The organism is Nocardia sp. NPDC057663 (assembly GCF_042799895.1).
GTDB lineage: Bacteria > Actinomycetota > Actinomycetes > Mycobacteriales > Mycobacteriaceae > Nocardia.
Genome location: NZ_JBHVHX010000001.1, coordinates 661,692 through 680,815, shown reverse-complemented (window position 1 = coordinate 680,815; position 19,124 = coordinate 661,692). Strand labels below are relative to the sequence as shown.

Annotated in this window: 22 protein-coding genes; 15 read left to right on the top strand and 7 right to left on the bottom strand. The window is 69.1% G+C overall.

Translation table 11 applies throughout. The features are described 5' to 3' along the window. Nucleotides 1-118: 118 nt before the first annotated feature. The 8 genes from hemL (at nucleotide 119) to ACFVAV_RS03030 (ending at nucleotide 7,281) form a co-directional block, all read left to right on the top strand. Nucleotides 119-1,456, top strand: a complete 1,338-nt coding sequence (gene hemL, locus ACFVAV_RS03065) for a glutamate-1-semialdehyde 2,1-aminomutase (RefSeq protein ID WP_379028975.1) — start codon at nucleotides 119-121, stop codon at nucleotides 1,454-1,456. A 116-nt stretch (nucleotides 1,457-1,572) separates the two neighbouring features. After that, entirely contained in the window at nucleotides 1,573-2,190 is a 618-nt protein-coding gene (locus tag ACFVAV_RS03060; RefSeq protein WP_379029940.1) for a histidine phosphatase family protein, read from the top strand. After that, a complete protein-coding gene (locus ACFVAV_RS03055; RefSeq protein ID WP_379028972.1) occupies nucleotides 2,187-2,828 on the top strand; it encodes a TlpA disulfide reductase family protein in 642 nt (213 codons plus the stop codon). The genes ACFVAV_RS03060 and ACFVAV_RS03055 overlap by 4 nt, the downstream gene beginning before the upstream one ends. After that, nucleotides 2,825-3,052: a hypothetical protein gene (locus tag ACFVAV_RS03050; protein ID WP_379028970.1), complete on the top strand. Its 228-nt coding sequence runs from the start codon at nucleotides 2,825-2,827 to the stop codon at nucleotides 3,050-3,052. Before ACFVAV_RS03055 ends, ACFVAV_RS03050 begins: the two co-directional genes overlap by 4 nt. Beyond that, the gene (locus ACFVAV_RS03045; RefSeq protein ID WP_379028967.1) at nucleotides 3,052-3,864 is read left to right on the top strand and encodes a cytochrome c biogenesis CcdA family protein; all 813 of its coding nucleotides are present in this window, start codon (nucleotides 3,052-3,054) and stop codon (nucleotides 3,862-3,864) included. Before ACFVAV_RS03050 ends, ACFVAV_RS03045 begins: the two co-directional genes overlap by 1 nt. Then, on the top strand, nucleotides 3,864-5,498 hold the full coding sequence (locus ACFVAV_RS03040; protein WP_379028965.1) for a cytochrome c biogenesis protein ResB: 1,635 nt from the start codon (nucleotides 3,864-3,866) through the stop codon (nucleotides 5,496-5,498). The genes ACFVAV_RS03045 and ACFVAV_RS03040 overlap by 1 nt, the downstream gene beginning before the upstream one ends. Further along, the gene (gene ccsB / locus ACFVAV_RS03035) at nucleotides 5,498-6,463 is read left to right on the top strand and encodes a c-type cytochrome biogenesis protein CcsB (protein WP_379028962.1); all 966 of its coding nucleotides are present in this window, start codon (nucleotides 5,498-5,500) and stop codon (nucleotides 6,461-6,463) included. Before ACFVAV_RS03040 ends, ccsB begins: the two co-directional genes overlap by 1 nt. A 41-nt stretch (nucleotides 6,464-6,504) precedes the next feature. Next, on the top strand, nucleotides 6,505-7,281 hold the full coding sequence (locus ACFVAV_RS03030) for an ATP-grasp domain-containing protein (protein ID WP_379028959.1): 777 nt from the start codon (nucleotides 6,505-6,507) through the stop codon (nucleotides 7,279-7,281). Between the two features lie 135 nt (nucleotides 7,282-7,416). Here ACFVAV_RS03030 and ACFVAV_RS03025 read toward each other — a convergent pair whose 3' ends face one another. The 3 genes from ACFVAV_RS03025 to ACFVAV_RS03015 form a co-directional block, all read right to left on the bottom strand. Beyond that, nucleotides 7,417-8,070, bottom strand: a complete 654-nt coding sequence (locus ACFVAV_RS03025; RefSeq protein ID WP_379028956.1) for a hypothetical protein — start codon at nucleotides 8,068-8,070, stop codon at nucleotides 7,417-7,419. Nucleotides 8,071-8,142: 72 nt separating this feature from the next. After that, the gene (locus tag ACFVAV_RS03020; RefSeq protein ID WP_189025537.1) at nucleotides 8,143-8,325 is read right to left on the bottom strand and encodes a hypothetical protein; all 183 of its coding nucleotides are present in this window, start codon (nucleotides 8,323-8,325) and stop codon (nucleotides 8,143-8,145) included. A 115-nt stretch (nucleotides 8,326-8,440) separates the two neighbouring features. Beyond that, the gene (locus ACFVAV_RS03015) at nucleotides 8,441-8,650 is read right to left on the bottom strand and encodes a BldC family transcriptional regulator (RefSeq protein ID WP_019049435.1); all 210 of its coding nucleotides are present in this window, start codon (nucleotides 8,648-8,650) and stop codon (nucleotides 8,441-8,443) included. Nucleotides 8,651-8,813: 163 nt separating this feature from the next. On the opposite strand from ACFVAV_RS03015, the gene ACFVAV_RS03010 reads away from it, so the two are divergent. From ACFVAV_RS03010 to ACFVAV_RS02985, 6 genes are all read left to right on the top strand, one after another. Continuing rightward, on the top strand, nucleotides 8,814-9,140 hold the full coding sequence (locus ACFVAV_RS03010) for a DUF4229 domain-containing protein (protein ID WP_379028952.1): 327 nt from the start codon (nucleotides 8,814-8,816) through the stop codon (nucleotides 9,138-9,140). Next, nucleotides 9,137-10,222 (top strand): PLP-dependent cysteine synthase family protein, encoded by a 1,086-nt coding sequence (locus ACFVAV_RS03005; protein WP_379028949.1) that lies wholly within the window; start codon nucleotides 9,137-9,139, stop codon nucleotides 10,220-10,222. The genes ACFVAV_RS03010 and ACFVAV_RS03005 overlap by 4 nt, the downstream gene beginning before the upstream one ends. A gap of 57 nt (nucleotides 10,223-10,279) precedes the next feature. Further along, nucleotides 10,280-10,417, top strand: a complete 138-nt coding sequence (locus ACFVAV_RS03000) for a hypothetical protein (RefSeq protein ID WP_379028947.1) — start codon at nucleotides 10,280-10,282, stop codon at nucleotides 10,415-10,417. Between the two features lie 55 nt (nucleotides 10,418-10,472). Then, the gene (locus ACFVAV_RS02995) at nucleotides 10,473-10,694 is read left to right on the top strand and encodes a helix-turn-helix domain-containing protein (protein WP_379028944.1); all 222 of its coding nucleotides are present in this window, start codon (nucleotides 10,473-10,475) and stop codon (nucleotides 10,692-10,694) included. Next, nucleotides 10,694-11,269: a Clp protease N-terminal domain-containing protein gene (locus tag ACFVAV_RS02990; RefSeq protein ID WP_379028940.1), complete on the top strand. Its 576-nt coding sequence runs from the start codon at nucleotides 10,694-10,696 to the stop codon at nucleotides 11,267-11,269. Before ACFVAV_RS02995 ends, ACFVAV_RS02990 begins: the two co-directional genes overlap by 1 nt. 63 nt (nucleotides 11,270-11,332) lie before the next feature. Next, nucleotides 11,333-11,728: a phage holin family protein gene (locus ACFVAV_RS02985; RefSeq protein WP_379028937.1), complete on the top strand. Its 396-nt coding sequence runs from the start codon at nucleotides 11,333-11,335 to the stop codon at nucleotides 11,726-11,728. Between the two features lie 84 nt (nucleotides 11,729-11,812). Here the strand turns inward: ACFVAV_RS02985 and ACFVAV_RS02980 are convergent, their stop codons facing one another. Both ACFVAV_RS02980 and ACFVAV_RS02975 read right to left on the bottom strand, forming a co-directional pair. Beyond that, nucleotides 11,813-12,682 (bottom strand): 1,4-dihydroxy-2-naphthoate polyprenyltransferase, encoded by an 870-nt coding sequence (locus ACFVAV_RS02980; protein ID WP_379028934.1) that lies wholly within the window; start codon nucleotides 12,680-12,682, stop codon nucleotides 11,813-11,815. Between the two features lie 96 nt (nucleotides 12,683-12,778). Continuing rightward, nucleotides 12,779-13,237, bottom strand: coding sequence for an SRPBCC family protein (locus ACFVAV_RS02975; protein WP_379028931.1), 459 nt, complete (start codon nucleotides 13,235-13,237; stop codon nucleotides 12,779-12,781). Nucleotides 13,238-13,354: 117 nt separating this feature from the next. Here ACFVAV_RS02975 and ACFVAV_RS02970 point away from each other — a divergent pair, with 117 nt between their 5' ends. Further along, a complete protein-coding gene (locus ACFVAV_RS02970) occupies nucleotides 13,355-17,251 on the top strand; it encodes a BTAD domain-containing putative transcriptional regulator (RefSeq protein WP_379028928.1) in 3,897 nt (1,298 codons plus the stop codon). A 30-nt stretch (nucleotides 17,252-17,281) separates the two neighbouring features. Here the strand turns inward: ACFVAV_RS02970 and ACFVAV_RS02965 are convergent, their stop codons facing one another. Both ACFVAV_RS02965 and ACFVAV_RS02960 read right to left on the bottom strand, forming a co-directional pair. After that, a complete protein-coding gene (locus tag ACFVAV_RS02965; protein WP_379028925.1) occupies nucleotides 17,282-18,106 on the bottom strand; it encodes an ABC transporter permease in 825 nt (274 codons plus the stop codon). Further along, nucleotides 18,103-19,089, bottom strand: coding sequence for an ATP-binding cassette domain-containing protein (locus ACFVAV_RS02960; RefSeq protein WP_379028922.1), 987 nt, complete (start codon nucleotides 19,087-19,089; stop codon nucleotides 18,103-18,105). The genes ACFVAV_RS02965 and ACFVAV_RS02960 overlap by 4 nt, the downstream gene beginning before the upstream one ends. Nucleotides 19,090-19,124 lie beyond the last annotated feature (35 nt).

Here is a 19,124-nt window from a genome sequence, read left to right as displayed (position 1 = left end):
AATCATCAGCGACTCGGGGCGGCGTGTCGGGCGTGTCGCCGGTGGGTCGCTGCGGTCTGGGTCACTGTGCTCCACCCTGTCGTCCGGCGCGCCGAGGCGAGCTGAGAGACTGGAATCCGTGAGTTCTTCTCCGCGCGCGACCAGGTCATCGGTGCCGGTTTCCGCCCAGCTCTTCGAGCGGGCTGCTTCGGTGATCCCGGGTGGTGTCAATTCCCCGGTCCGTGCGTTCAATTCGGTCGGTGGAACCCCTCGGTTCATCGCCTCGGCGAACGGCTGCACCCTCGTCGACGCCGACGGCAATTCCTATGTCGATCTGGTCTGTTCGTGGGGCCCGATGATCCTCGGCCACGCGCATCCCGCCGTCGTCGAAGCCGTGCAGCGGGCCGCGACGGGCGGACTGTCGTTCGGCGCGCCGACCGAGGCCGAGATCGAGCTGGCCGAGGCGATCGCCGCGCGGGTCGAACCGGTCGAGCGGGTGCGCCTGGTCAACTCCGGCACCGAGGCCACGATGAGCGCCGTGCGGCTGGCCCGCGGGTTCACCGGCCGGTCCAAGATCATCAAGTTCTCCGGCTGCTACCACGGCCACGTCGACGCGCTGCTGGCCGACGCGGGTTCCGGCGTCGCGACGCTGGGTCTGCCGACCTCGCCCGGTGTCACCGGCGCGCAGGCCGCCGACACCATCGTGCTGCCCTACAACGACCTCGCCGCCGTCGCCGCGGCATTCGAGGCCAACCCCGGCCAGATCGCGTGCGTCATCACCGAGGCCGCCGCGGGCAATATGGGCGCGGTCGCGCCGCTGCCCGGTTTCAACGAGGGCCTGCGCACGCTGGCCCACGACAACGGCGCGCTGCTGATCATGGACGAGGTGATGACCGGCTTCCGGGTCAGCGCGTCGGGTTGGTACGGCCGCGAGGGCGTCGCCGGTGACCTCTACACCTTCGGCAAGGTGATGAGCGGTGGCCTGCCCGCCGCCGCGTTCGGCGGCCGCGCCGAGATCATGAACAACCTCGCCCCGCTGGGCCCGGTCTATCAGGCGGGCACCCTCTCCGGTAACCCTGTCGCCGTCGCGGCGGGTCTCGCGACGCTGCGCGCCGCCGACGCCGAGGTGTACGCGGCACTGGACCGCAATGCCGATCGGCTCGGCACGCTGTTCGCGAAAGCCCTGACAGAGGCCGGTGTCGAGCATCAGGTGCAGTTCGCAGGCAATATGGTGAGCGTGTTCTTCGCCGACCGCCCGGTGACCGACTATGCCGCCGCCAAGGCGAGTCAGACCTGGCGTTACCCAGCCTTCTTCCACGCCCTGCTCGACGCGGGCGTGTACGCGCCGCCGAGCGCGTTCGAGGCCTGGTTCGTCTCCGCGGCGCTCGACGAGGACGCGTTCGACCGTATCGCCGCCGCTCTGCCCGCCGCCGCCCTCGCGGCCGCGGCCGCAACCCCCGAAGGATCCCCAGCGTGAGCTCCGACCAGCCCGACGCAAAATTCGCCACCCAGGTCGACGGTGACGAGGCGCCGCATCCGGCGCCCGTCGCCGCGCCGCCCGGCCTCGACGACGACCCGTCGACCGTCGAGACCATCGTGCACGTGCTGCGCCACGGCGAGGTACACAACCCGAACGGCATCCTCTACGGCCGCCTGCCCGGTTTCAGCCTGTCGGTGGCCGGCCGCTCGCAGGCCGGCGCCGTGGCCCGCTCGCTGGCCGACCACGACATCTCCCTGGTGATCGCCTCCCCGCTGCAGCGCGCCCAGGAAACCGCCACTCCGATCGCCGCCGCCCACGACGTGATCGTGCGCACCGACGAGAACCTGATCGAAGCGGGCAACACCTTCGAGGGCCTGCGCGTGTCCGTCGGCGACGGCGCGCTGCGCAAGCCACGGCACTGGTGGAAGCTGCGCGACCCGTTCACCCCGTCGTGGGGCGAGCCGTACCTGCAGATCGCGCACCGCATGCTGGCCGCGGTCAACAAGGCCCGCGTGGAGGGCGCCGGTCACGAGGTGGTGCTGGTCTCGCATCAGCTGCCCGTGTGGACGCTGCGCCGGTTCCTGCAGGGCCAGCGGCTCTGGCACGACCCGCGCAACCGCCAGTGCTCGCTCGCCTCGCTGACCTCGCTGGTCTACCACGGGGATACGCTGGTGGACATCGTGTACTCCGAACCAGCGGGCGCCTCCGACCCTTCGGTTCACGGCGCATGACACGCTCCACCACGTCGGTATCCGCCCGCAGCCATCCGCTGCGGGCGATCGCTGTCGTCCTGTCCGCGCTGTTCGTGATCGTCGCAGCCGCGGGCTGTTCGACAGGTACCGATGCGGTGGCAACCGGTGGCGGCACCTTCGAATTCGTCTCGCCCGGTGGTAAAACCGATATCTATTACGATCCGCCCGCCTCGCGCGGCACGATCGGCAAGCTCTCGGGGCCCGATCTGATGAACGAGGGAAAGACCGTCTCGGTCGAGGATTTCCCGAACCAGATCGTGGTCGTCAATCTGTGGGGACAGTGGTGTGGCCCGTGCCGCGCCGAGTCACCCGCACTCGAAAAGGTCTACGCGGCGACCAAAGACAAGGGCGTCGCGTTCCTGGGAATCAACGTCCGCGACCATCAGCGGGACAAAGCCCAGGACTTCGTGGTGGACAACAAGCTCGAGTACCCGTCCATCTACGACCCGTCGATGCGAACTCTGCTCGCCCTCGGCGGAAACTTTCCCACCAGTGTCATTCCGACCACGTTGATCCTGGATCGTCAGCACCGGGTCGCCGCGGTCTTCCTTCGCTCGCTATTGGCAGAAGATCTGCAGCCCGTGGTCGAGCGCATCGCCGCCGAGGAGAAGCAGTGAGCCGTCGTCGTCCCGGAAATCTGACCGCGTGTCGCCCCCGCCAGGGCGCCCGCCGCATGGGAGCGGGGTGGACCGTCGACGATCGCTGGGCGGGCATCGCGACCGTCCCGCGCAGCGTGGCCGGTGCGGGCCTGTTCGATTTCGGTCCGGCCGAGCCGGCCGAGACCGAGCGCACCCTGTCGTTGCCCCGCGACGAGCAGCGTGACGAGGAAACCACCGAGTGATGGTGCTCGCCGCAGTCGGGGATTCCTTCCAGCAGACCGCGGCATCGGGTCCGTTGCTGTTGGCGCTGGGTGCCTGTCTGCTCGCGGGCCTGGTGTCGTTCGCTTCACCGTGTGTCGTGCCGTTGGTGCCGGGGTATCTGTCGTATCTGGCCGGGCTGGTCGGTGCCGAGGCGCCACCGGCCACGGCCGCGCAGGCAGGTGTCCTGACCGCGCAGCGCCGGAGCGCGAAGATGCGCGTCGCCGGTGCCGCCGGACTGTTCGTCGCCGGGTTCACGGTGGTGTTCGTGCTGGCCACGGCCACCGTGTTCGGCGTGATCCAGACCCTCAACGTGAACCGGGAGTTGCTGCAGCGCATCGGCGGTGTGGTGACGATCCTGATGGGTCTGGTGTTCATCGGCCTGGTGCCCGCGTTGCAGCGCGACACCAGGATGGAGCCGCGCAGGTTCACCAGCATCGTCGGCGCGCCCCTGCTGGGCGGGGTGTTCGCGCTGGGCTGGACGCCGTGTCTGGGCCCGACGCTGTCCGGAGTGATGGCGGTATCCGCCGGCACCGAGGGCACGACCGCGGCGCGCGGTGTCGTGTTGATCGTGGCGTACTGCCTCGGGCTCGGGCTGCCGTTCGTCGTGCTGGCGTTCGGGTCGGCCGGTGCGTTGCGCGGGGTCGGCTGGTTGCGGCGCAATTCGCGCACGATCCAGGTAGTCGGGGGTTTTCTGCTCGTCGCCGTCGGCGTCGCGCTGGTCACGGGGGCATGGGATCAGTTCGTCGGCTGGGTGCGTGACGGGTTCGTCTCCGAGGTGACTCTCCCGATCTGATGACTGACACACTGACTACCCCGACCACCCCCACCCCGCCCGCCCGGCAGTCGTTGCCGGGCCGTGCCTGGGCCCTGGTCCGCAATACCTGGCGCGGCCTCACCAGCATGCGTACCGCCCTGGTACTGCTGTTCCTGCTGGCGCTGGCGGCCATTCCGGGCGCCCTGCTGCCGCAGCGCAGCCTGAACGCGCAGAAGGTCGACCAGTACATCGCCGACCGTCCGACGCTCGGTCCGTGGATGGACCGGTTCGAACTGTTCGACGTGTTCGGCAGCTTCTGGTTCACCGCCATCTACGTGCTGCTGTTCATCTCGCTGGTCGGCTGCATCCTGCCGCGCTGCTGGGACCACTACAAGGCACTGCGCACCCCGCCGGTCGCCGCGCCGCGCAATCTCGGCAGGCTGCCGCACCACTTCAGCGAGACCGTCGACCGCGGCGCCGACGAGGTCGTCGAGCAGGCGCGCGGACAGCTGCGCGGCTGGCGCGCCGAGGTGCGGCCGGGCACGCGCGACGGCGAGGTGACGCTGTCCGCGGAGAAGGGCTACCTGCGCGAGTTCGGCAACCTGGTGTTCCACCTGTCGCTGGTGGGGCTGCTGGTCGCGATCGCGCTGGGCAAGCTGTTCGGCTACGAGGGCAATGTCATCGTGATCGCGAACAACGGCCCCGGTTTCTGCACCACCTCGCCCGCGGTATTCGACTCGTTCCGTGCGGGCAACACCAACGACGGCACCGGCATGACACCGCTGTGCATCAAGGTGAAGGACTTCAAGGCCGACTACCTGCCCACCGGCCAGGCCGAGATGTTCCGCTCGAACATCGAGTACCAGGCGGGTCAGGACCTGAGCACCGACACCTGGCGCAGCACCGAGCTGCGGGTGAACCACCCGCTGCGCGTCGCCGGTGACCGCGTCTACCTGCAGGGCCACGGTTTCGCGCCGACGTTCACCGTCACCTTCCCGAACGGGCAGACCCGCACCGAGACGATCCAGTGGCGGCCCGACGACGCCCAGACGTTCCTGTCCAGCGGTGTGCTGCGGATCGACCCGCCCGGCGGCATGTATGCCACCGACGAGGAACGCCGGCAGAACCAGATCGCCATCGAGGGCCTGTTCGCTCCCACGGCGATGTTCCACGGCAGCCTGCTGACCTCGTCGTTCCCGACGATGGACGATCCGGCCGTCGCGGTCGACATCTACCGCGGCAACACCGGCCTCGACACCGGGCGCTCGCAGTCGCTGTTCTCGCTGGACCCGGAGATGATCAAGCAGGGTCGCCTCACCAAGGAAGCACGGGTCAACCTGCGTCCGGGCGAGTCGACCACGCTGCCGAGCGGCGTCAAGGTCACCTTCGACGGTGCGCAGGAGTTCGTGAACCTCCAGGTCTCGCACGACCCGGCGCAGCAGTGGGTGCTGGTGAGCGCGCTGACGATGATGGCCGGTCTGCTGGTGTCGCTGCTGGTGAAACGCCGCCGGATCTGGATCCGGGCGTACCCGGCCGAGGCCGCGGCAGGTACCGTGGATCAACGACGGACCGTAGTAGAAATGGGCGGTCTGGCCAGAAGCGATCAGGCGGGCTGGGGCGGCGAATTCGACCGGCTGCGCGCGCGGGTACTGGACGCGGAAACGGAGAACTGATGCCGATCGACGAAACGCTGTCGCGCTACAGCGACTTCGCCTTCATGTCGGCCATGGCGGTGTATGCCTTGGCGACGGTGCTGCTGCTCGTGCAGTACGCCTCGGCGCGGGCCAAGCAGGTCGCCGCGCGCGAACTGGTCGCCGCGGGCGCGCCCGCCGACCCGTCGCTGCCCGGCCGCATCGAGACGCCGGCGTCGAAGCCGACCGCCGAGCGCCTCGGCAATATGGCGTTCTCGGTGCTGCTGGTCGGCGCGGTGCTGCACGTCGGCTCGATCGTGCTGCGCGGGTTCGCCACCCATCGCTTCCCGCTGGGCAACATGTACGAGTTCACCACGATGGCCACCGCGGCCGCCGTGGTGATCGGCCTGTACTTCCTGCGCGACCAGCGCTACCGGTCGATGTGGGTGTTCCTGCTGGTCCCGGTGCTGATCCTGATGTTCCTGGCAGGCACGGTCCTCTACGCCGACGCCGCGCCCGTCGTCCCCGCGCTGCGCTCGTTCTGGCTGCCCATCCACGTCACCATCGTCAGCATCGGCAGCGGCGTCTTCCTGGTCTCCGGCGTGGCCAGCCTCCTGTACCTGTACCGCATGCGTCAGCCCGCGGGCGAAGAATCGAACAACATCTTCGGCACCATCGCCCGCCGCCTCCCCGACGCCCGCACCCTCGACCAGCTGGCCTACAAAACCACCATCATCGGCTTCCCCCTCTTCGGCGCGGGTGTCATCCTCGGCGCCATCTGGGCCGAAGCCGCCTGGGGCCGCTTCTGGGGCTGGGACCCCAAGGAAACCTGCTCCTTCATCGCCTGGGTCCTCTACGCCGCCTACCTCCACGCCCGAGCCACCTCCGGCTGGCGCGACACCAAGGCCGCCTGGATCAACATCGCCGGCTTCGTCGCCATGCTCTTCAACCTGTTCATCATCAACATGGTGATCAGCGGGCTGCACAGCTACGCCGGGCTGAACTGAACGGGCGAATCTTGTTGCGGTCACGCACGTAGCATCGGGCGATGCGACCGCGGTGGCTCATTGATTTGCACGAGGAATTCCCTGGCTCGGCCATTGTCGCGGCCGAGCTCGATGATGCTCTGATCGTCGAGCCGTATGACGTGATGATGGGGCGCTGGCCGGTTGTCGAGGAGGGGCGCGCGGTCGTCGGATACGGAACCATGCCGACGATGACGCGGCTGCGACGGGTGCCGCGGCTGGGCGAAGCGGTGTTCGACGACTACCCGACGTTGCGCTGCTCGTCGTACTACCGGCACGTGTACGACCTGCTCGGGCGTACGGCCGTGTTCGTGCCGTTCTCGGCGATTCCCGGTCTGCCGTTGCGGCGCATGTTCGGCAGTGAGCAGGTCTTCGTTCGGAGCGACACGAACTACAAGCTCTTCCCCGCGGGCGTGCATGCGGTCGCGGAGCTGGATCGCTTGCTCCAGTCCTATGTCGAGCACCGAGACGAGCTCGTCGTCGTGTCCGAGGTCGTGACCTTCGAGCACGAGTACCGCTGCTTCTGCCGCAACGGGCGTTTCGTCTGCGGAAGCTCGTATCCGCTCGAGCCGTACCTCCCCGTGCCCGACCATGTACGCACCTTCGCGGAGACCGTGGCGGCGCGCATGCTCGCGCAGGGCTCCACCATGCTCACCATCGACGTCGGCGTCGGCCCCGACGGCACGCTGCGCCTCGTCGAGCTCGGCGGCGTGAACAGCTGGGGCTTCTACGGTTCGGACGTCACCGACTTCATCGCCGCGATGGAGGCCGAGGCACTCGCCCGCGCCGACATGTGTTGAATGCGTTTCGCCACTGCTGGACGCCGAAGTAGGGGGCGCCGAAGTCGTCTATCGGATCGAGAGCAGCCGATGGCTCCGGAGACGACAATGCCTGGATGCTCGGGTGAGCGTCCAGGCATCGGGTGGTGATCGGGATCAGCAGTAGTAGCAGATCTTGTTGGCCGGGAGTTCGACGTGGCAGTTGAGGCAGACGGGCTTGCGGACCGGTTCCGGCTTGGGGACGGTGACATTGCGCGCCGAGGCCGAGGTGCGCTTGGGCTTGGTGGCGGCTTCGGCTGCTTCGGCGGTGGCGAGGTCCTGGGAGGTCTGGTGGCGCAGGGCCGCGACCTTGGGGGGCAGGGTGGGGAGGCCGCCGTCGGCGGGGAGGTCGGTGGCGTAGTGCTGGTAGCACTGCCAGCGGGCGGCGGCGGCGTGCATTTCCAGGTCGTCGGGGATGGGCAGGCCCGCGAGTTCGAGGATGTAGCGGTAGCCGGTGCCCACCGTCTGGTTCTTGCGCACGCACAGCGCGCTCAGCGGCGGCTCGTTGTTCTTGTGACAGTGCTCGGCGACCTTGTCCAGCACGACCGGCAGCCAGTGCTGCCACTTCACCTGCGTGCGGATCCCGGATTCCTCCTGGACCAGCTCCGCCAACTCGGTGTTGACGATGAAGTTGTTGAACCTGGTCGCGGTGTCGGCGAGCACCTCGTGTGCCGCGCGAGTCCACGCCGACCTGGCCTCGGTGAACGTCACGGCGCTGCCGTCGGCCGCGCGCCAGGTGGTCGGGATGGAACTCTGCTGCACATCGATCACCGGAATACGTTATCTACCCGGGTTTTTCGCGGTGCATCGGGGGGTATGTGGGTAAACTCACGCGCGCGAGCTCTACGGCTCGGACGGGCCGGAGTCGTCGCGGTGCTGCTTGCCGAGGCGCCAGAGGAATTCCGGATCGTCGTCGGGGCCGAGGATCGGTCTGCGCGGAGATGGGCCGGGCTTTTGGGGTCCGAACGCCTTCCAGCACAACACCGCGACGGCCGCGATTGCGATGAGGGCCAACAGGTACGTCACGTCGCTCACCTCCTGCTATCGAGGGTAGCCGTGTACGCGCCGTGTGCACATCCGCAACGGAAGGGAAATTTCCGGCAAACGCGAGCCCGTAGCGGACTCGCGTCGGCCGGTCGGGTCAGCGGGGTGCTGCCTCGGTGGTGAGCGATTTGAGCAACTGCAGAACCTCGGACTCGCGGAATCGGCGATGTCCGCCCGGCGTGCGCAGCGAACCGAGCCTGCCCGCATGAGCCCACCGGGTGACGGTCTTGGGGTCTACGTGGAACATGGCGGCCACTTGGCCTGGTGTCAGCAGAGTGTCCTGGCCGCCGACGGTGATCGCAGTCATAGCTAACCTCTCCGTTCTCGACAGTTCCCTCATCAGATGGCGTCATCGTCGCACTGCGACCCCCACGTAGTCGAACCACCTACTTTTGGTAAAGGGGAAGTAATAGACAAAAGCCGCGAACGGGGTGCATCGGGCCAGGCCGCGGCGGGGTTACGCTGTTGTCGTGAGTGAAGCAACTGGTCAGCAAGGTTCTGGCGCGGGGAAGCGGCTGGTCCGCAATCTGGCCCTCTACACGCTGGCCCGTCTCGGGCTCGTCGTGGTGATCGCCGCGGTGATCGTCGGTGTCGCCAAGCTCATCGGCGTCGAGGTGCCGATCATCGTCGCGGCGCTGTTCGCGTTGATCGTCGCGATGCCGCTGTCGCTGACTCTGTTCAAGAAGCTGCGTACGAAGGTCAACGAGGACATCGCCCTCGTCGACGCGCGCCGCCGCCAGGACAAGGCGCAGCTGCGGGCCCGGTTGCGGGGTGACGACGACGGGTCCGCCGCGTGAAATACCTCGACCGCAGCGCTCCGCGTGACTGGGTCGACAATGCCGTCCGGCTGATCGACGCCGACTCCCAGCGTTCCGCCGACACCCACCTGCTGCGGTATCCACTGCCCGCCGACTGGCCGGTGCAGCTCTACCTCAAGGACGAGTCCACCCACATCACCGGCAGCCTCAAGCACCGGCTGGCGCGTTCGCTGTTCCTGTACGCGATCTGCAACGGCTGGGTCACCGAGGGCACGACGGTGGTGGAGGCGTCGTCGGGGTCGACGGCGGTGAGCGAGGCCTATTTCGCGAAGCTGCTCGGCCTGGATTTCGTCGCGGTGATGCCGGCGAGCACGTCGCCGCAGAAGGTCGCGCTGATCGAAGCCCAGGGTGGCCGTTGCCATTTCGTCGAGCGGGCCCCGGAGATGGACACCGAGGCCAAGCGCCTCGCCGCCGAGGCCGGCGGGCATTTCATGGACCAGTTCACCCATGCCGAGCGCGCCACCGACTGGCGCGGCAACAACAACATCGCCGAATCCATCTTCGAGCAGCTGGCGCTGGAGACCCATCCGGTGCCGGAGTGGATCGTGGTCGGCGCGGGCACCGGCGGCACCAGCGCCACCATCGGCCGCTACATCCGTTATCGCAGGCACGCGACGCGCCTGGCCGTCGTCGACCCCGAGCATTCGGCGTTCTTCGGCGGTTTCGAGACCGGTGACGCGGGCTACGAGACCGGACTGCCGTCGCGGATCGAGGGCATCGGCCGTCCGCGGGTGGAGCCGTCCTTCGTCGGCCAGGTGGTCGACCGGATGATCGTCGTGCCCGACGCGTCCTCGGTCGCCACCGCGCGCCACGCCAGCGCCGTCCTCGGCCGTCGCGTCGGCGGCTCGACCGGCACCAACCTGTGGGGCGCTTTCCATCTCGTGTCCGAACTGCTGCGCGAGGGTCGCAGCGGCAGCATCGTCACCCTGCTGTGCGACGGCGGTGACCGGTACGCGGGAACCTATTTCGACGACGCCTGGGTCGACGGCCAGAACCTCGATCTGACCGGCCCGACCGCCGTCCTCACCGAATTCGCCGCGACGGGTCGCTGGCACGGCTGATCCGCGTCGGCGAAACCTGACGGTGGGTGTCGGGTATCACTGTCACGATCGGTGTCCATGGCGACCCGCTACTTCACCGCAACCAGCCTCGACGGCTACATCCTGCTGCCGCGGCGCATTGTCGCCGACCGGATGCGGCTGGTCGATGTCGAACGCATGGGTCAGTTCGCCGAACTCGTCTATCGATTGAGCTGAGTCGCGTCGTCAATTTTTGTTGACAACCCCAGATTCGTCAATCAAAATTGACGCCATGATCGATGCAACCACGCTCGCCTCGGCGGCGGGCAATCCCGATCCGGCGGTGGGCCTGCGCGCGGTACTCGCCCTGCGCAGGCTGGCCGACCGGCTCGAATCCATCCAGGTGGCCAATGCCAGGGCCAACGGCTGGTCGTGGCAGGCGATTGCGGAAGCGCTCGAGGTGAGCAAGCAGGCGGTGCATCAGAAGCACAATCGGAAGGGCGGAACCCGCTGATGTTCGAGAAATTCACGCGACATGCCAGGGTGGCGGTGGTCAGCGCGCAGGACGACGCCAAGGAGCTGGGCGCCAAGCAGATCGGACCGGAGCACGTGCTGCTCGGCGTGGTGTCGAACGCCGAACCAGGACTGCGGGCGGTGCTCGACACGCGGGGCATCACCGCCGACGGTGTGCGCACCGCTCTCGCCGGACGCGCGAGCGTGCCACCGCTGGGCACCGACGACGCCGAGGCGCTGCGCTCGATCGGCATCGACCTGGACGCGGTGCGGGCCAGTATCGCCGAGAACTTCGGCCCGGAGGCCTGGGACCGGGCCGAACCGGAGGTCAAGCGTGGCGTGTTCGGCCGGATGCTCGGCGCGGGGCACATCCCGTTCACCGGCACGGCCAAGAAGACGCTCGAACTCGCCCTGCGCGAGGCGATCCACCGCAAGGAGCGCGAGATCTCCACGGCCTACCTGCTGCTCGGGATCCTGCGCGCCGCCGACCCGGCCACCACCGATCTGCTCGGCGGACGCGACGGAGCCTCGGCACTGCGCACCGACATCTACGGAATGCTCGACCGCGCGGCGTGAATTCCGTGTCGGGTCTGTGTCAGTCCCGCCGCAATGTCCGTTTTCGCGCCTAGCATTGCGTGCATGCAGCTAGCTATACGGTTGGTCATCAACGCCATTGCCATCTGGGCCGCGGCCGCGTGGATCGACAACATCGATATCTACGTGCCGCCAGAGTGGTCGTCCGAGTGGGGGAACTGGGGCAAGGCCCTGGTCCTGCTCATCGTCGCCCTCGTGTTCACGGGCGTCAACGCCGTGATCAAGCCGATCGTGAAGCTCCTGTCGCTGCCGTTCGTGATCCTCACGCTCGGCCTGTTCCTGCTGCTGGTGAACGCGGCGATGCTGTGGCTCACCGCCAAGATCACCGAGATCACCGACTACGGCCTGCGCGTCGACGGCTTCTGGGCAGCGCTGTGGGGCGGTGTGATCATCACGCTGGTCAACTGGGTGCTCGGCATCCTGGTGCCGGACGGCGACTAGCAGCCGGCTGCTCGGGCTCCGTTGAATTGCCGGACGGCGACTAGCAGGCGGCTGCTCGGGCTCCGCTGAATTGCCGGACGGCGACTAGCCGAGTCCGACGGCCAGCGCGCTCAGTGCCGACCAGGCGAGCAGTGCCAGCCCGGAATCGCGCAGGGCGGGAATCAGTTCCAGCCCGCCCTTGCCCGTGCGCACGGGGGCGTTGGCCCGGATCGCCAGCGGCAACGCCAGCAGTCCGGCCAGCGCCCACGGTGTGCTGGCGATCAGCGCGAGGCTGATCACGAACGGCGCCGCGAGCAGCACCAGATGCAGGGTGCGGGTGCGCGCGTCGCCGAGTTTCACCGCGAGGGTGACCTTCCCGGCTTCGGTGTCGGTGGGAATGTCACGCAGGTTGTTGGCCACCAGCACCGCGCTGGAGAACGCGCCGACACCGATCGCCAGCAGCAGCCCGACCCAGTCGACCCGCAGTGCCTGCACGTATTGGGTGCCGAGCACCGCGATCAGACCGAAGAACACGAACACCGCGATCTCACCGAAACCGCTGTAGCCGTAGGGCTTGCTGCCGCCGGTGTAGAACCAGGCGCCCGCCAGGCACAGCGCGCCGATGAGCACCAGCCACCACGCGGTCGTCACGGCCAGCACGAGCCCGGCGACCGCGCCGATCGCCAGGCTCAGCACGGCGGCGTTGCGAACGGCGGTGGGGGAGGCCAGCTTCGAGCCGACCAGCCGCAGCGGGCCGACCCGGACGTCGTCGGTGCCGCGGATGCCGTCGGAGTAGTCGTTGGCGAAGTTCACCCCGACGATCAGTGCCAGCGAAACCAGCATCGCCAGTATCGCCTTCCACCAGACGGCCCCGTCGATCGATGCGGCGGCGCCGGTACCCGCGAGTACCGGCGCGATCGCGTTGGGCAGCGTCCGCGGCCGGGCGCCCTCGATCCATTCCGCTGCTGTAGCCATGGATCGAAGCCTAGTGGGGCACCGGCGTGCAGCGCTCCTCAGTCTCTCGCGGACGGCCGGAGCGAATGCGGAGGTACGCCTAGTCCCGGGGAAGTTCTAGGCGGATTCGGAGATCGTCTTGAGGCGGGCCAGGCCCTTGTCGAAGTCCTTGCCGATCAGGTTGTCGATCGGGAAGACCTTGCCGAGCACGCCCATCAGGCCCGAATGCGTCCCGTTCATCTTCCAGGTCACGGTGGTACCGCCCGATGTCGGCGTGAGGCTGAAGGTGACGAAGTTGGTGGCCTTGAACGGCTTCTCGAAGGCCAGCTCGATGCCGATCTCCTGTTCGGCGTCGGCCTTGATCTCCATCGCGCCCGCACCGGCCTTGCGATTGCCGCGCCAGGTGTAGCGAGCGCCGACGCCGGATTCGGGCCCGGTGTAGGTGCGCGCGAGCTGCGGATCGGCATCCTCCCACGGCGACCACAGTCGCCACTGGCGGAAGTTGTCGATGAAACCGTGGATGCGTGCGGGTTCGGCGGCAATGGTTGTGCGCCGGGTCACCTCGAAGTCGCCCATGCGCGTCAGCCTAAGCCGACGTACCGACAATTTCGCGGCGTGCGCCCGTGGTGTCGCGTTCGTCGCTCCGCGGGAAACGGGAGCTCGTCGCCGCGCTCGCCTACGATGACTTCCGGCATGTCTGCACAGCATCTCGGCCCCGACGGGCCGCCTCCCACCGCCGCGGTGGCCCCCTCCCACCTCGTCGTGGGGGTGCTCGGCGTGATCGCGATCCGGCGTGACGACGCCCTGGTCGCGCTTCCTGGTGCGCGAGCCAGACTCCTGCTTGCCGCCCTCGCCGTACGACCGGGCAGGGCCCGCAGCGCACAGTCGCTCGTCGACGAGGTCTGGGGTGATCAACCGCCCCGCGCTCCCATGAATGCCCTGCACACCCAGGTATCCCGGCTACGCGCCCTGCTGCCCGACGGCGCGCTCGAAATCGGCCCCGCCGGCTACCGGCTGACCCTGCCCGCCGACAGCGTCGACCTCACGGCGGCCACCGGCCTGGCCCGCCGCGCCGACGACTTTCTCGCGACCGGGGAAACCACAGCGAGCCTCGCCGCGATCGCCACTGCCCGGGCGCTGTGGCGCGGCGAGCCCGGCGCCGACCTGCCCGATTCCGGCCCCGCCGACGACCTGCGCACCGCCGCCGGTCAGCTACACCGCGATCTGGACCGCACCGAACTCGCCGCCCACACCCACCGCGGCGACTTCTCCGCCGCAATCCCACTGGCCGCCGCCGGAGCCGCGGCCCACCCTTTGGACGAGTCCGCCCACACCACACTCATCCGCCTGCTCGCCGCCGCGGGCCGCTCCGGCGACGCGCTGGAAACCTTCGCCGCCTACCGACTGCGCCTGATCGAAGAACTCGGCGCCGACCCGGGCCCGACCTTGCTCGCCCTCAACACCGCCGTGCTCCGGGGCGACCCGATCGAACTCCCGGGCGTCCGATCTTCCTCACATCGTGCGGTCGAGTCGCGCCCCTCTGCGGATCGTGCGGTTGAGTCGAGGTCCTCCGCGGGCCGTTCGGGCGAGGTGGGCGCCTTCGCGGGCCGTTCGGGTGACGTGGGCACCTTCGCGGATCGTTCAGGTGAGTCGTTGGCGTCCGCACACCATCCGCCCGAGGTCCGCACCTCCGCACCCAGTGTCGCGGATTCATCGACCGCCGATCGGGGCGTTCGCGGTGGCAACGGTCAGCCGCCGGATGCTGCCGACGGTGCGGCGCCGCCCGGGTCCACCGTGGTCGGTGACGGGATCGCGGCGCCCGCACGAGGTCCGTGGGCGAGTGTCGCGGGCGGGGCCGGTAATCCGGCGCCGGAGGGCTGGCCGGATGCCACGACCGACGGCCGGCACACATCGCCCGACCGGCCACCCGCAGCATCGGACAGCATCGGCAATCCGTTGGACCGGTCGAACGGACAGCAGCGCAGCCTCCCGCTCACCGCCGCAGGCCTCCGCGCCGCACCCAACGAACTGCTCGGCCGGGCCGCTGATCTCGACGCGATCGCCGAGCTGGTGCACCGATCACGGGTGACCACCGTGCTGGGCCCCGGTGGCACCGGCAAGACACGCGTCGCCAACGCGGTCGGCGCGCGGCTGGTGCGGTCGCTGCCGGTGGTCCTGGTCGAATTGGCGTCCGTACAGCCCGAATCGGTGGCGGGCTCCGACGCCGCGACCGATATCGAGGTCGCGATCGCGCATGTGCTGGGGCTGGGCGAGGTGGTGCGCGACCCGAGCGGCATCTGGCCGGGCAGGCAGTTCGACGCGGGCCGGATGTTGCGCGAGGCGCTCGCGGCGCGCCCGACCCTGTTGATCCTGGACAACTGCGAGCACGTGATCGACGCGGCGGCCGAGCTCGTCGCCGATCTGGTCGGCGCCTGCGCGCAGCTGACGGTGCTCACCACCAGCCGGTCGCCCTTGGCGATCACCGCCGAGTCGGTCTATCCGCTGGCACCGTTGGCGATCGACGCGGCGGGTTCCCCGGCGACCGAGCTGTTCTCGGCCCGTGCCCGCGCGGTGCGGCCCGATGTGCGGCTCGACCCCGACACCGTGGCGCGGCTGTGCCGGACGCTGGATGGTCTGCCGCTGGCGATCGAGCTGGCCGCGGCACGGGTGCGCACGATGAGCGTGGCCGAGATCGAGACCAGGCTCGAACATCGTTTCGCGTTGCTGCGCAGCGGTGATCGGGCCGCGCCGCACCGGCATCGCACGCTGCACGCGGTGATCGCGTGGAGCTGGAATCTGCTCGACCCCGATCAACAGGTCGCCCTGCGCAGGTTGAGTCGCTTCCCCGCCGGGTTCACCCTGTCCGCCGCGGAGGTCGTCGCGGCGGGAGCAGACGTAGTCGACATGGCCGCCACAGACGGCGCGGTCGACGTGGCTGCCGCGGTCGGCGTTGCCACGGTGGCAGGCGCGGTCGACGTGGCCGCGGCCGTCGACGGCCTCGTCGGACAGTCGTTGCTCACGGTGCTCGACGATCCCGACGGCGCAGGCATCCGCTATCGCATGCTCGAGACGGTCCGCGAGTTCGGCGCCGAACAGCTGGCCGCTGTCGACGCCGAGACCGATGGTGCCGAAACGGCGCTGGTCAACGACCGGATGGCCCGCTGGGCGCGGGAATTCGCGATCGGCGCCGCGCGGGACTACCGCGCGGGTGACCAGGTGGCGGCGGTGATCGCGGTGACCGCCGAGCTGGACAACCTGGTCGCCGTGCTTCGGTCGGCCGCCGATCGTGCTGACGCGCCCACCGCGTACTCGGTATTCCCGGTGGTCGCGGTGCTGTGGGTGATGCGCGGTTCGCATCTGGAGTTCACCGGGTGGGCGCTGCGGCTGGTGGCCATCCCGCCGCCGGCGCCGTCGTCGGGTGAGGCCGCCGACCTGCAGATGATCGCGCACCTGCTGACCTGCCTGCACATGCTGTTCCCCAACGGCGGCGCGGCCCGTCCGGTAGCGACGGTCCGGTCGCGGGCGCGGCGGCTGACAGCGCACCCCGATCTCGATCCCGGTCTGCGTCTGCTCGGCAGGTTGATCACCGTGCGGCCCCGCCGCTTCCGATTGGGCCGGTTGTTCGCCGAAGGCGCGCGCTCACCCGATCCGCACGTGCGGATCGCGGCCTGGTCGGCGCGCGCCAACTTCTGGGAGAACGCGGGCAACGTGGTGGGCTCGGCCGGCGATGCGCTGCACGCGCTGGCCGACCTGGAATCGGCGGATGTCTGGGGCACGGCCATGGTGTGCCAGCATCTCGCCCAGGTGTGCGGTCAGTCCGCCCGCTACGGCGAGGCGGTGGGGTACTACCGGCGGGCGCTGGAGCTGATGGGCAGGCTGCGAGTCCACGAGGAGATCATGGAGAGCCGCTGCTACCTGGCGTCCGCGCTGATCGGCAGCGGTCAGCAGGAGCAGGCTCGCGCTGAACTCGACTTCGCACTGCGTCACGATGATTCGGGAGTCAGGCTGGTCGACGACCCCGCGATCCGCCGCAACCACCGGCTCGCGACCGCCGCCTCGGCGATCGCCGAGCTCGAACTCGCCGACGGCGACATCGACGCGGGCCTGCGGCACTACCGCCGGGCACTGGCCCTGCTCGGCTGGCCGGACTTCGAGCCAACTCCCGGCCCGGGCGCGCTGATGATCTCGGCGGCCACGGTCAGCGCGCACGTGCTGCACGGCCGGGCCGACGCGGCCACCGATCTGGCGACCCAGATCATCGCGACCACCGAGGAACGGCTGTCGCAGTACTTCGACCTGCCGCAGATCGGTGCGGTGGCATGCGCGCTCGGGTCCTACCTGCTGGCCACCGGAACCGCGCGGGACGAGGGCCTCGAACTGCTCACGCTGGCAAGGACCTCGGTGGCCAGGCAGGACGGTCCATCGATGGAACTGGCTCGCCATGTCGCGCTGCACCGGCGCACGGTGGGCGATGCCGCGATGGACCTGGCTGTGCAACGCGCGGCGGGCGTGCGCCGGATGGCCGCGGCCACCCGGATCATCGAGCTGATCTCGGGCCTGCGTCACGACGGCAACGGCACCCGACCCTGACGGATCGGATGCCGTTGCGGTAGCGCGGGTTCAGGCCCGGCGCATGTAGGCCCGCACGGTGAGCGGCGCGAAGACCGCGACCACGGCGAGCGAACCGACCAGCGACCACACCAGGTCACTGCCGTAGACGTTGGCGTTCATCAGGTCACGGCAGGTGTTGACCATGTAGTACACCGGATTGGCGTGGTTGATCGCCTGCATCCAGCCCGGCATGGTGCTCACCGGGGCGAACGCGCCGGACATGAACGTCAGCGGGAACATCACCATTATCGAGATGCCCTGCACCGCCGCGGCGCTCTTACCGGTGACGCCGACCAGCGCCCACACCCAGCTGATGGCGAACGAGCACACCACGACCACCAGGCAGGCCGCGACCACGCCGGCGAAGCCGCCGCCGGGCCGGTAGCCCAGGCACAAACCGACGATGATCGTCAGCGTGGAGGCGATGCCGTAGCGCACCATGTCGGCCAGCAGCGCGCCGGCCAGGGCCGAAACCCGGGCGATGGGCAGGGATTTGAAGCGGTCGAAGACGCCCTTGTCCATGTCCTCGCGCAGCTGGGTGCCGGTGACCACCGAGGTGAGCACGACGGTCTGCACGAGGATGCCGGGGATCAGTACGGGCAGGTAGTTGTCGACGCTGCCCGAGATCGCGCCGCCGAAGATATAGGTGAACAGCGCGGTGAACAGGATCGGCTGCACCGTCACGTCGAAGAGCTGCTCGGGATTGTGCTTGATCTTGAGCAGGCCGCGGTAGGCCATGGTGAACGAGGTGGAGATCGTCTCGCGCAACCCCACCCGATCGCTGACGTCGGCGATGTCGTCGGTGGGTGCGGGAGCGGTGAGGACTGCGGTCATGCCGCGCTCCGTTCGGTGTCGTCGGATTCGTCGGCCGGGTGGCCGGTGATGGTGAGGAAGACCTCGTCGAGGGTCGGCTTGGAGACGGTGATCTCCTCGACGCCGATCTCCCAGTCGCGCAGGCGGATCAGCAGGTCGGCGGTGAGGTTGGGATCGGGCAGCGGCGCGGTGAGCCTGCCCGCCTCCGGGCTGATCTGGGCGGTGACGCCGAGGAAATCGCCGACGATGCGGCGGGCCTCGTCGAGCTGCTCGCGGTCGAGCAGCGTCAGGTGCACCGAGGAGCCGCCGATGGAGGCCTTGAGCTCGTCGGCGGTGCCGTCGGCGATCACCCGGCCGTGGTCGATCACGGCGATCCGGTCGGCCAGCTGGTCGGCCTCGTCGAGGTACTGGGTGGTGAGCAGCACGGTCGCGCCCTCGGTGACCAGCCTGCGGATGGTGTCCCACATCTGGGCGCGGGTGCGTGGATCGAGGCCGGTGGTCGGCTCGTCGAGGAACAGCAGCGGCGGGGTGGCGATGAGGCTGGCCGCGAGATCCAGGCGCCTGCGCATGCCGCCGGAGAAGTTCTTCAGCGGCTTGTTCGCCGCCTCGGTGAGGTCGAACTCGTCGAGCAGCTCGACGGCCCGGCGGCGGGCGTCGGGCCTGCTCAGTCCGAGCAGCCGGGCGAAGATGATCAGGTTCTCGGTCGCGCTGAGCATCTCGTCGACCGAGGCGTACTGCCCGGTGACGCCGATCAGCGAGCGCACCGCGTTGGGCCGCTCGACGACGTCGTGGCCGAAGATCCGCGCGCTACCGCCGTCGGGACGCAGCAGGGTCGCGAGCATCTTGATGGTCGTCGTCTTGCCCGCGCCGTTCGGTCCGAGCACTCCGTAGACCGAGCCGCGCGGCACCGCCAGGCTCACCCCGTCCACGGCGCGCTGCTTTCCGAACACCTTGACCAGACCGTCCGCCTCGACGGCGAGCGCTGAAGTGGGTGTGTAAGTCATGCGACCTACGGTGCCCGGCCCGCCTTGCACGGCCC

Bases quoted from the DNA above. Each gene is read 5' to 3' on its own strand.
- ACFVAV_RS03055 (WP_379028972.1), top strand. From the start codon at position 2,187: ATGACACGCTCCACCACGTCGGTATCCGCCCGCAGCCATCCGCTGCGG.
- ACFVAV_RS03045 (WP_379028967.1), top strand. From the start codon at position 3,052: ATGGTGCTCGCCGCAGTCGGGGATTCCTTCCAGCAGACCGCGGCATCG.
- ACFVAV_RS02985 (WP_379028937.1), top strand. From the start codon at position 11,333: ATGCAGCTAGCTATACGGTTGGTCATCAACGCCATTGCCATCTGGGCC.
- ACFVAV_RS02960 (WP_379028922.1), bottom strand. From the start codon at position 19,089: ATGACTTACACACCCACTTCAGCGCTCGCCGTCGAGGCGGACGGTCTG.
- ACFVAV_RS02995 (WP_379028944.1), top strand. From the start codon at position 10,473: ATGATCGATGCAACCACGCTCGCCTCGGCGGCGGGCAATCCCGATCCG.
- ACFVAV_RS03030 (WP_379028959.1), top strand. From the start codon at position 6,505: ATGCGACCGCGGTGGCTCATTGATTTGCACGAGGAATTCCCTGGCTCG.
- ACFVAV_RS02975 (WP_379028931.1), bottom strand. From the start codon at position 13,237: ATGGGCGACTTCGAGGTGACCCGGCGCACAACCATTGCCGCCGAACCC.
- ACFVAV_RS02990 (WP_379028940.1), top strand. From the start codon at position 10,694: ATGTTCGAGAAATTCACGCGACATGCCAGGGTGGCGGTGGTCAGCGCG.
- ACFVAV_RS03000 (WP_379028947.1), top strand. From the start codon at position 10,280: ATGGCGACCCGCTACTTCACCGCAACCAGCCTCGACGGCTACATCCTG.
- ACFVAV_RS03040 (WP_379028965.1), top strand. From the start codon at position 3,864: ATGACTGACACACTGACTACCCCGACCACCCCCACCCCGCCCGCCCGG.
- ACFVAV_RS03015 (WP_019049435.1), bottom strand. From the start codon at position 8,650: ATGACTGCGATCACCGTCGGCGGCCAGGACACTCTGCTGACACCAGGC.
- ACFVAV_RS02965 (WP_379028925.1), bottom strand. From the start codon at position 18,106: ATGACCGCAGTCCTCACCGCTCCCGCACCCACCGACGACATCGCCGAC.
- ACFVAV_RS02980 (WP_379028934.1), bottom strand. From the start codon at position 12,682: ATGGCTACAGCAGCGGAATGGATCGAGGGCGCCCGGCCGCGGACGCTG.
- ACFVAV_RS02970 (WP_379028928.1), top strand. From the start codon at position 13,355: ATGTCTGCACAGCATCTCGGCCCCGACGGGCCGCCTCCCACCGCCGCG.
- ccsB (WP_379028962.1), top strand. From the start codon at position 5,498: ATGCCGATCGACGAAACGCTGTCGCGCTACAGCGACTTCGCCTTCATG.